Here is a 10,738-nt window from a genome sequence, read left to right as displayed (position 1 = left end):
TATCAACTATCAACTATCAACTATCAACTATCAACTATCAACTATCAACTATCAACTATCAACTATCAACTATCAACTATCAACTATCAACTATCAAATGGGTTGCCTGGGGCTCGAACCCAGAACCAGTCGGTTAAAAGCCGAATACTCTACCATTGAGCTAGCAACCCAGGTGCGTTTTGCACACGAATACCTAGGATAGCAAAAAATTTTCTAAAAGGGAAGAGCTAGGAGCAAATTTTCTAAGATACTGGAGCTTGGGTTGTGTAAAAAAGGTCGGAAAGCCTATCAAAAAGGGCTTCCCCTGCCCGATTCTGCACGATCGCCCTGGCTAAGTCAAAAAATTCTCGATCGGGGGTGCGATCGCTCTCAACAATTTTACTCGCGGCATAAAAGGTAATATCATCGTTGCGGAATTCATTGGTATTGCCTGTTTTCCAGCACTTATCCTGACGGTGCCAAGAAATCGATCGCCCCCTCAAAGTCAACTGAAACCATTCAATTTCATCTTCTCGCAGGTCTACAAAGAGATCGAAATATGGTTCTCCTCCCTGATACCATACCCGCTCTATTCCCGCAATAAGGTCGTGACTGAGGAGTTTGCGATCTATTTGTCGTAAAGAATGACTGAGGGATTGAATTTCTGTGGTTTGCATTGATTGGAGTTGAATAATTATCTTTTAATGAGTACGGATTAACTCTACAGAATCTCTCCCATCCACATCTTGCAGATAAACTTTTACTTTTTCTTCCGAAGATGTGGGTAAATATTTGCCCGTAAAATCTGGATGAATGGGAAGTTGTCGATGTCCGCGATCGACTAACACTGCTAAATAAATACTCTCTGTTCTACCATATTCGGGAATTGCACTAAATGCGGCTCTGATGGTTCGTCCTTTGTAAATTACATCATCCACCAAAACAATATTTTTTCCGGTTAAATCGAAAGGAATCTTTGTTTTAGCAGGAGTCCGCATTCCGACGCGATTGAGATCGTCCCGATAAAAGGTAATATCTAAGGCACCGACAGGAATTTTAATTCCCTCTAACATTTCGATTTGATTTGCTAATATTTCTGCGAGAGGAACTCCTCGCGTATAAATGCCTAAAAGAATAGTATTAGAAAGATCGCTTACTCTTTCGACAATTTCAGAAGCAAGACGGGTAATGGTGCGACGCATTTCGTCGGGGGAAAGAATTTCAACGATCGCGACTGACATACGGCGTTGTTTATCGTGGTTATAAGTCTACTGTAGACAAAATTGCCACAAAAATTCACTATCTTGGCCAACTCAATCTATGCTATAGTATAACAGTATTGTGAGATTAATACAAAACAACGAATATGGAACGGGTCAATCGCAAAACTCTACTGTATCAGGCAGGGCGATCGGATAAAATTTATCAAGTCGATCTTTGTCGAATGGACGGCGATCGCTATCTGGTCAACTTCCGATACGGACGACGGGGAAAACAACTCAAGGAAGGCTCAAAAACTGTTGCTCCTGTTACTTTACAACAAGCGGAGGGCATTTTCAATCAACTCATCTCCTCTAAACTAGCAAGTGGTTATCGCGATGTGAGTGAGGAAACTAATATCGAATATAGTACCCCGTCCCCTCAGCCCGAGGCGGCTCCAAGGCGATCGCCGTCCTCCAGCAGTGACGATCCCCGCCATCAAGCTATTCTCAACCGTTTAGCTGCTAGAGATGATGAAAAATGGCCATTAGATCGAGTGATTTGGCGGGCGGGAGAGTTGAAAATAGCAGAGGCTGTCCCCGATCTCATTTCTCTTTTAGGTACGGATACGGAATTAAGGGACTATAGTATTGTTTGGTCGTTGGGATGGTGCGGAAATGCGATCGCGATCGCGGAAGTGAAAAAATTGCTCAATTCTGCTTCTACCGCAGATTTTGTACGACGCATTGCCTGGGAAGCACTGTTTAAACTCTCTGATGAAAGAGAAAGAGAGGAAATGCGAAGAGTGAAATTAGGGGAACTTCCAGAAGAGTTGAGAGGAGTCGCAGAAAATAACAATTCGGATAGGTTTGCGCGATCGCTTCACACCTATCTAGATAGTAGCGATTATCGACGTTTTGCAGTGTTAGATGCAATCTATCAAATTAATAATAATACCGTCCGTCCTGCCTTATTAGCAACCCTTAAAACAGCCCCCTTGCGTCCTAATTATTTTAAACCCTTGCGCCATATTTTTAAAATGGCAGAATATCGTCAAGATGGGGAAGTTTTCGGAATTTTAGCACATCGGTTTGATACTGAATCAACCAGATTTAGTAATCTTCAGAAATTGACATGGGATCCCGTAAAACGCCGATATCGCCCCACAGGAAATCGTTATTACGAACAAGAATTGAAAAATGATCGCTCTACTCGTGCTTATAGTAAACAAACGCGGGACTATTTGCGGCGGCGAGTTTGGCGGACTTTGAAAGCGTTAGGAGAAGAAGGCGATCGCGCTTATATTGACCTTGCAACCCAGACTCTTTTACAATATTCTGATGCAGACGGGACTTATCCTCAAAACCAAACTTCTAAACGTTATAATTCCGCAACTCACCGATACGATTCCATTACCACTTATTGGGATCAATTTGCTCATTTACAAGTTTTCAATCATCTTCTCTACGAAAATAGCCCTCGCTATATTTCTCACTTTAAAGCATGGCAACTGAGAGAAGGATATGAAGCGGGTTCATTTCTTCCTAATATTCGCGAAGAAGCATTCCCTCAACTTTGGCGACAGCACCCCGATGCGCTGTTAAAGTTATTACTTGAAAGTTATTGTCATCCTGTTCATCAATTTGCCATCAAAGAGATACGAGATTGTCGGGATTATTGGCAACAATTGACGGAGGAGAATCTGATTCAACTTTTAAAACAATCTTATCCAGAAACCGTACAATTTGCCTTTGAATTAACCAGCGATCGCTATAATGAAAGTAATCCTCAACTCGATCTCGTTCTTGCCCTTGCTAATTGTATATTACCAGAAGCGCGATCGCAAGCATATCAATGGATCGAACAACAGAAAGATATTTTCCTGCGATCGGGTCAATTTGTGATGGGATTAATAACCAGTTTTTACCCTGAAACCCGCGCTTTTATTCGTCGTTTGCTGAGTTCTACAATTTTAAATCCTGAAACGGTTCAAGTATTAGTTGGTCAAATTATTGCATTTTTATTAGCGGGCGATCGCGAAACAACTGATGGGAATTTAGTTCGAGAAATTGGCGAAACTTTGTTAATAACATTTTCCTTACCACTCAGAACAATTGGACTACCGATCATTCTCGATTTACTGCAACATCCAATGGAAGAAGTGCAGGCGATCGGCAGCAGAATTTTGTTCAATCATCAAACTCCCGCCAGCGAACTTCCAACAGATTTGATCGAGTCTCTTTTAGTTTCTCCTTACGCATCTGTAAGGGGTATTGGGATACAAATTTTTGCCCAATTACCCGATGAAACATTAATGAACGATCGCCTGCTATTATTGGCAATGGCAGTAAGTTCTAGTCCCGATCTTCGTATCTCTATTCGCCCAGTAATTCGTCGTTTAAGCGATCGCGATCGCCAATTTGGTCTTGAATTTGCCATCGATATTATCGATTTATTAGTCGAACCCCAACGACACGAAGGTGTTCATAAAGACTTGGTAACATTACTGCGTGAATATATCCCGAATTGGATGCCAGAAATTACCAAAGAGGAAGCCTTACAATTGCTACGAGCAAAATCTCCCAGTGCTAAAGAATTGGCAGGATTAGTCCTACAAGAAAATTGCGATCAATTCTTCCCCAATTTTACCACAAAAGAGTTAGTTAAACTTGCAAATCACGAAATCTTAACGGTGCGAGAAGCAGCACGAAAAATGTTTCCTCAACGTTTAATAATGATTAATGGGAATACAGAAGAAATGCTGGCAGCCGTGCGCCTATTAGAGGCAAAATGGGAAGATTCGCGAGAATTTGCCTTCCAGGTATTTCAAGATTTACCCCGAGAATATTGGTCGCCAGAAGTTATTATTACCGCTTGTGATAGTATTAAAGAAGACGTGCGACGCTTCGGACGAGACTTAGTAACCCGCTATTTCCAAGCCGACAACGGACAAGAATATTTAATAAAATTTAGCGAACATCCCAGCACCGATATGCAGGTGTTTGCCACTAATTATTTACAGGATTATGCCGCCGGAAATTGCGATCGCCTTGCCCAACTCAAACCTTATTTTATCACTGTTTTATCCGGCGTGAATCGCGGTAGAATTGCCAAACAGCGCATCTTTAACTTCCTGCAAGAAGAAGCAAAAAAGAGCAAAATCGCCTCAGAAATTGTTGCAGAAATTCTCACTCGTCAATCTCTAACCGTGGCGATCGGCGATAAAGCAAATGCGATTCAAACCTTACTACAAATTCGTAAAACTCATCCAGATATTGCGTCACCATTGCAAATCAAAGAAGTAACGATACGAAGAAGCTAAAACTTATTAATTCACCCTTGTATCTTTAGCCTTTTTGGTGCGCGATTCCTCTCATAATTTAGGAAGCTAGGGAGCGAGACGCTCCCACTACGATACATGATAATTGAGGTGACGATGCTATTGCACGTTGGCTTATGGCTCAACTTACCGAGTTTGCTGTATAGTATTTGTACGTGAATCTTCCGAGAATGTCCTGATATGCAAACAACTCGTGCCACCTCTCTAGACGAAATTTATCTCACTCTCAAGCCCGAACCTTTAGAAACTCAGGAAGAGATTGATGCGTTTTACATTGAAACACTAAATAAAGTCCGAGGAGGAGATAAAATCGGACGCTTAAAACTGGGTTTGGAACGAGCTTACAAGCAGCGTATTTTCTTTAAAGGTTGCTTAATGGGACATCCTGGAGTTGGCAAGTCTACGGAACTCACAAGATTAATTAAAGAAGTAGAAAATCAGTTTTCTGTTATTCGCTTCAGTGTTATTACCAATCTCGATCCAAGTAATTTTAATCCCTTAGATGTACTGTTGCTAATGATGGTCGAGGTTACTGAAAACACCAAGATGGCTTTTGAAAAAGGTGAGGCTAGAAAGAAGCCATCTGAAAAAATCTTACAAGAAATTTGGGACTGGTTTTCAACAGAAAAGAAAATACGAATTTCGACGGGAGAAGCTGCGATCGCCGTTAATGCTGGTGCAGGAGTTAAAGAAGATTCTCTCTGGAATAAAGTTTTGGGATTATTTGCTTCTCTTCGGGGTGATTTCAATTGCGTCTAATTTCTTTTTGGACACCGAGATACAGTAGTATAATTCAAAATCATCACTTTCTTTGACCCACGTTGCCAAGAAAATCTCCCCGGCTGAATTATGACAAGAAAATAGTAAAGGACGATTAAAGTATTCATATTCTGCGATTGTTTCAAGTTCTTCTAAACTTTTACGGTCTAACAGAAAATTCATTGTTCTTTCTCCTCATTCTCAATAACTTTAAAGACTTCCACAAGAAAATATACTACAGCGATCGCCAACGTGACTTGGGAGTTGTAAAATAAGATTTGGCTTGAACTAGCGAGAGGAAAAGAATGGTTAACGAAGCAGCAATTCCCGTCGTTGTCAACGGTGCGGGGGGTAAAATGGGTCGAGAGGCGGTTAAAGCCGTTGCTCAAGCCGAGGGGATGGTCTTGGTGGGTGCAGTGGACCTCAACCCCAACCTATTAGGACAAGATGCGGGAGTCGTTGCGGGGTGCGGTGAACTGGAAGTTCCTATTCTGAATGATTTACAAAGTATTTTAGTGGTGGCGACCCAGGAAGAAATTCAGGGGGTAATGGTGGACTTTACCCACCCCGACGGCGTTTACGATAATGTCCGTAGCGCGATCGCCTATGGGGTGCGTCCGGTAGTGGGAACCACGGGGCTAACTCCAGAACAAATCAAAGAGTTGGCGGAATTTGCCGAAAAAGCGACAACGGGTGTCTTAATTGTGCCTAATTTCTCCATTGGCGTGATTTTAATGCAGCAGGCCGCACTCCAAGCTGCGAAATATTTCGATCATGTCGAAATTATCGAACTGCACCACAACCAAAAAGCCGATGCACCAAGCGGGACGGCGATTAAAACCGCGCAAATGCTGGCAGAATTAGGAAAAACCTATAATCCCCCCTCCGTAGCAGAAACAGAACACTTAGCGGGGGCGAGAGGAAGCGTTGGTGATGAAAATATCCGCATTCACAGCGTGCGTCTCCCAGGACTTATCGCCCATCAAGAGGTTCTGTTTGGTTCTCCTGGTCAAATTTACACCTTGCGCCACGATACCAGCGATCGCGCTTCCTTTATGCCAGGGGTTCTCCTCGCCATTCGTAAGGTCACTGAATTAAAATCCTTAGTCTATGGGTTAGAAAAAATTCTTTAGTTGGTATCGCAAAGTTTAATTCAGTAAATTAGGATTGACGCAGTTAGGAAACGAGACGCTCCCACTCGCGTATTCTATCTTTATAGTAGTGCGGGCATCTTGCCCGCTAATACAATCTTTCCCGCTAATACAATCTTTCCCGTTAATACAATCTTTCCCGCTAATACAATCTTTCCCGTTAATACAATCTTTCCCGCTAATACAATCTTTCCCGCTAATACAATCTTGCCCGTTAATACAATCTTGCCCGTTAATACAATCTTTCCCGTTAATACATCAGTCTTATAAATCTTATTTTCCCCATGCTGATTCCTATCACCCGCGAGAAATTTGAACAGTTAGTCCCCTCGATCGCCACGGGATCGCAATATGCTGCGGTTTGGGGCACCGTGAGGGATGTTTTGCGACGACTATTAATATCTTTTGTGGGTGTAATTGTCCTTTTCGTCTTAGATATTCTTTTTGGGGGAGTTGCTCAAGGATTTAAGTTTATTTTGGGGATTGTTTTTGGGTTTTATTGGTTGTGGTCTCCTGTCTATTGGGCGAGTATCAAAAATGCTTCCTATCGGAAATGGCGCTATAGTGGCTTTTGGCGAGGGCGTGTGTTAGATACTTTTATTACGGAGGATATCATCGATGAGGCGGAAAGTTTTAACCGTTTGGGAGATTTGGTCATTGTCGAAAATCGCGAACGCCGTATTAATGTAGAAATTGGTGATAAAGAAGGATTTAGAACGATTATTAAGGCTCCTCTGCAACGCATTCATAAGGCGATCGCCCGGGGACAACCGGTAGAATGTTTAGTGATGTCCAACGATCCCGATCTGGAAAGTATTCGAGAGGTTAGCGATGTTTATATTCCCAGTCAAGACCTTTGGGTTGGGGCTTATCCTTGCTTGCGTCGGGACTTTTTTCTGGCTATGCGGGAGGATCTGCGCGATCGCTACGGGAAGAAAAGTTCTCGCACTACAACATCATCTCCATCATCTCAGAAAAAACGACCCTCTCGCCGTCCTTCCCCCAGTCGTCGGTCATCTGAGGAGAGTCGGAAAAGCGATCGCGACTATGCAGAATTGCGACGACGCAGACAACGAGAAGATCGACGCAGGGAAAGGGCGACAAGTCGCAAAGACGAAGATTATTGAATCGGTTTGTCGCGTTTATTGTTATTAATAAAAACAATATTTGGCTCTGAGAATATGCCAGAAAATTATACAATTCGTCTAGCACGATCTCAAGATTTAGAGCATTTGCCCAAAATTGAACAATCTGCTGCGCGGACTTTCTCCAATTATTTAGAAATCTTACAATTTCCCCAAGAACTTCTCGATCGCCCTGTCCCGATCGCAAAATTAAAACAAGCACAACAAGAAAATATGCTTTGGGTTGCTGACGATCGCCATAATAGGCCGATCGGTTTTGCTTATGTGGAAAAACTGGGAGACTGTTGGCATTTAGAAGAGTTAGATGTTCATCCTCAATCTCAAAAACAGGGGATCGGGAGTGCATTAGTGAAAGCAGTTTGCGATCGCTTAACAGAAATGAGAATTTCTGCCATTACTTTAACGACTTTTCGGGATATTCCTTGGAATGCGCCCTTTTATCAAAAATTAGGATTTCAGGAGATATCCTTCTCCGAGTGCAGTATTGAATTACAAGAAATTGTGACCCGAGAAAACCAGCAAGGTTTGCAACAAGATAAAAGAGTCATCATGGGTTATCATTCTCCGTCTTCCCTGGGATAAATTATTGCACGATCGCCTTTTTTGCCAAAGACAGTGCGATCGCGTCAATTTCTTCTACGAGGCGATCGTTCGTCCAATTATCCGCCAAATGTGCCGCGATCGCGCATCCTCCCGCCCCCACTCCTTCTTTCACATAACCTCTCTCGTAAGCGCGAAAATTCTCAAAACGAGAATCAGCAAAACTTAATTGCGTCGCAAAGAGAGGGACATTTCCCATTGCTTCAGCCAAGCCCACCGTGTCCCCCGTTGTATCTTCTGCAACCCATCGCGTGGTTCCCACAACAATGCGATCGCGGTAACAAGGCAGAGAATAGGTTCTGGCGATCGCCTCCAATAGTGCATAAACAGCTAACATTTGTGTCCCCCCGGCCAATAAAACCCCACAATGACGACTAGCCGCGATCGCCATTCCTGCAACGGCGATTTGCATGGGATCTCCCACCGCAGCCACCAATTGAAGAGGATCGCTTTTGTCAAAGATTTGCTTTAATCCTTGTTGTACGATCGCCCATTTTTGTGAGTGATTGCAACTGATATGGGAACTATTCACTTTTCCTTGTGCTTCAATACCCAATCCTGTCAGAATACTTAAAGCCGTTGTCGTCCCTCCGACGACGCATTCTCCAATAATTAAATAACTATCTTGCAATTGTCTTGCTAGTTTTTCTCCCCAAAATAAACCGCGATCGAGCAAATTTTTCACCGTGGAGAAAAGGAGGGCTTTTCCCGTAGAAACACACTTTGCAGGTTGTCCTCCTAGGGCGATCGCGGAAACGGCTGGAGGTTGAGGTAAACCCGCATCAAACAGCCAAATAGGGATATTTAGTGCTTCTATTACCGCCCGAGAAATGAGGACAGGAGAAGCACCAATATGAAGAGGAGGGAGAGGATATTGAGGATTGGGTTTAACCCCATTTACAAGAAACTCAGCATCGGCGATCGCAGTATATTTTCGGTCTTCTGGAGTTGCCCCCGCAGCAGAAATGCCTTCAATTAATCCAGTTTCTGTAAAGCCTAAAACACAAGCAAAATGAGGCAATTTTCCGCGATATTGCTCGAGCCAGTTTTCTCCTTGTTTCTGTTGCGTATAAATTTTTATCAAGTTTGTTTCTGGGTAAGGATTCAGGTGTTGGGGTCAATGTTACCATTGCCTTATCTAAAACACTTGTTCTTGATTGTCTCAAAATGAAGGAAGCGATCGCGCTTCTTCTTGTTTAAAATAATCTTACATTAGTAAGTTCGCGTACAAACACTTTAAAACAGGAAATTAAGAGATTTAGAAGCGATCGCTCACCCCCATAGCAAACTTACCAGCGAAAAATAGTTCCCTAATGATGCTTTACTGTTTGCGGGGTACCGATTCTGATAGACTTTTCCTTGGGATGAAGGCACTGCGCCCGAGAACCAATCAGAAATTTAACAAAAGAGGATAGCTCCGTGGAAAGTACGCTGGGATTAGAAATTATTGAAGTAGTCGAACAAGCGGCGATCGCCTCGGCTAAATGGATGGGTAAAGGCGAAAAAGATATCGCCGATGAAGTTGCCGTTGAAGCCATGCGCGAACGTATGAACCAAATTCATATGCGCGGGCGCATCGTGATTGGGGAAGGGGAACGGGATGATGCTCCCATGCTCTACATTGGGGAAGAAGTGGGCATTTGTACCCGCGAAGATGCTAAAGACTATTGCAACCCCGATGAATTGGTGGAAATTGATATCGCTGTCGATCCTTGCGAAGGAACGAACTTGGTTGCTTACGGACAAAACGGCTCAATGGCAGTTCTCGCCATTTCCGAAAAGGGCGGACTCTTTGCTGCACCTGACTTCTACATGAAGAAAATTGCTGCACCTCCTGCCGCTAAAAACCATGTTGATATTAACAAAAGTGCTACGGAAAACCTGCAAATTCTAGCAGACTGTTTAGAGCGATCCATCGAAGAATTGGTTGTAGTGGTCATGGATCGTTCTCGTCACAAAGACTTGATCCAAGAAATCCGCAATGCAGGAGCGCGAGTACGTTTGATCAGCGATGGAGATGTATCTGCGGCGATTTCCTGCGCCTTTGCTGGCTCGAATATTCATGCGCTGATGGGTATCGGTGCAGCACCTGAAGGGGTGATTTCCGCAGCAGCAATGCGCTGTTTGGGGGGTCATTTCCAAGGTCAGTTGATCTACGATCCCGCAGTGGTGAAAACGGGGTTAATTGGAGAAAGTAAGGAAAGCAATCTGGCTCGTTTGGAGTCAATGGGCATTACTAACCCCGATAAAGTTTATAATGCGGAAGAATTAGCCAAAGGCGAAACCGTTCTCTTTGCTGCCTGCGGTATCACCCCCGGAACCCTGATGAATGGGGTGCGTTTCTTCTCTAAAGGCGCACGCACCCAGAGTTTGGTTATTTCCAGCCAATCGAAAACCGCTCGTTTTGTGGATACGATCCATATGTTCGATCGCCCTAAATATCTGGAACTACACTAGATTTATCGAGTAGTCAGGAACTCACCGCTAAGTCCTCCGGACTCTAGCGGGAGCTTGAAAAAGCCCTAACCTGACCAGACTCAGCGAGAAATCGCTACGTTATTTAG

11 protein-coding genes and 1 tRNA gene are annotated in these 10,738 nt (G+C 43.5%); 7 read left to right on the top strand and 5 right to left on the bottom strand.

Annotation, left to right across the window (positions count from 1 at the left end; translation table 11 throughout):
• Positions 1 to 98 precede the first annotated feature (98 nt).
• The 3 genes from JUI58_RS03005 to pyrR form a co-directional block, all read right to left on the bottom strand.
• Positions 99 to 170 (bottom strand) — tRNA-Lys (locus tag JUI58_RS03005).
• Between the two features lie 72 nt (positions 171 to 242).
• Positions 243 to 656, bottom strand: a complete 414-nt coding sequence (locus JUI58_RS03000) for a hypothetical protein (protein ID WP_204102263.1) — start codon at positions 654 to 656, stop codon at positions 243 to 245.
• A gap of 24 nt (positions 657 to 680) precedes the next feature.
• Entirely contained in the window at positions 681 to 1,220 is a 540-nt protein-coding gene (gene pyrR / locus JUI58_RS02995; RefSeq protein WP_204102262.1) for a bifunctional pyr operon transcriptional regulator/uracil phosphoribosyltransferase PyrR, read from the bottom strand.
• 125 nt (positions 1,221 to 1,345) lie between these two features.
• Between pyrR and JUI58_RS02990 the strand changes: the two genes are divergently transcribed.
• Both JUI58_RS02990 and JUI58_RS02985 read left to right on the top strand, forming a co-directional pair.
• Positions 1,346 to 4,501 (top strand): hypothetical protein, encoded by a 3,156-nt coding sequence (locus tag JUI58_RS02990; RefSeq protein WP_204102261.1) that lies wholly within the window; start codon positions 1,346 to 1,348, stop codon positions 4,499 to 4,501.
• 198 nt (positions 4,502 to 4,699) lie between these two features.
• Complete coding sequence (locus tag JUI58_RS02985; protein WP_204102260.1) at positions 4,700 to 5,278, top strand: hypothetical protein; 579 nt, start codon at positions 4,700 to 4,702, stop codon at positions 5,276 to 5,278.
• Here JUI58_RS02985 and JUI58_RS02980 read toward each other — a convergent pair.
• Positions 5,240 to 5,461 carry a DUF6575 domain-containing protein gene (locus JUI58_RS02980; protein WP_204102259.1) on the bottom strand — a complete coding sequence of 74 codons (222 nt, stop codon included), beginning with the start codon at positions 5,459 to 5,461 and terminating at the stop codon, positions 5,240 to 5,242. The two genes, JUI58_RS02985 and JUI58_RS02980, sit on opposite strands and share 39 nt — an antisense overlap.
• 122 nt (positions 5,462 to 5,583) lie before the next feature.
• On the opposite strand from JUI58_RS02980, the gene dapB reads away from it, so the two are divergent.
• The 4 genes from dapB to JUI58_RS02960 all read left to right on the top strand — a co-directional run bounded on the left by dapB (position 5,584) and on the right by JUI58_RS02960 (position 8,156).
• On the top strand, positions 5,584 to 6,411 hold the full coding sequence (gene dapB, locus JUI58_RS02975; RefSeq protein ID WP_204102258.1) for a 4-hydroxy-tetrahydrodipicolinate reductase: 828 nt from the start codon (positions 5,584 to 5,586) through the stop codon (positions 6,409 to 6,411).
• A 99-nt stretch (positions 6,412 to 6,510) separates the two neighbouring features.
• Complete coding sequence (locus JUI58_RS02970) at positions 6,511 to 6,699, top strand: hypothetical protein (RefSeq protein ID WP_204102257.1); 189 nt, start codon at positions 6,511 to 6,513, stop codon at positions 6,697 to 6,699.
• A gap of 14 nt (positions 6,700 to 6,713) precedes the next feature.
• The gene (locus tag JUI58_RS02965; protein WP_204102256.1) at positions 6,714 to 7,556 is read left to right on the top strand and encodes a phosphate ABC transporter permease; all 843 of its coding nucleotides are present in this window, start codon (positions 6,714 to 6,716) and stop codon (positions 7,554 to 7,556) included.
• Positions 7,557 to 7,610: 54 nt separating this feature from the next.
• Positions 7,611 to 8,156, top strand: coding sequence for a GNAT family N-acetyltransferase (locus JUI58_RS02960; protein WP_204102255.1), 546 nt, complete (start codon positions 7,611 to 7,613; stop codon positions 8,154 to 8,156).
• A gap of 1 nt (position 8,157) precedes the next feature.
• On the opposite strand, the gene cobT is transcribed toward JUI58_RS02960, so the two are convergent.
• Positions 8,158 to 9,258: a nicotinate mononucleotide-dependent phosphoribosyltransferase CobT gene (gene cobT / locus JUI58_RS02955; protein ID WP_204102254.1), complete on the bottom strand. Its 1,101-nt coding sequence runs from the start codon at positions 9,256 to 9,258 to the stop codon at positions 8,158 to 8,160.
• A gap of 335 nt (positions 9,259 to 9,593) precedes the next feature.
• Here cobT and glpX point away from each other — a divergent pair, with 335 nt between their 5' ends.
• A complete protein-coding gene (gene glpX, locus JUI58_RS02950) occupies positions 9,594 to 10,631 on the top strand; it encodes a class II fructose-bisphosphatase (protein WP_204102253.1) in 1,038 nt (345 codons plus the stop codon).
• The last annotated feature ends 107 nt before the right edge of the window (positions 10,632 to 10,738 follow it).

It is taken from the genome of Spirulina sp. CCY15215, assembly GCF_016888125.1.
Taxonomy (GTDB): domain Bacteria; phylum Cyanobacteriota; class Cyanobacteriia; order Cyanobacteriales; family Spirulinaceae; genus CCY15215.
This window is presented reverse-complemented; position numbering and strand designations above follow the sequence as displayed.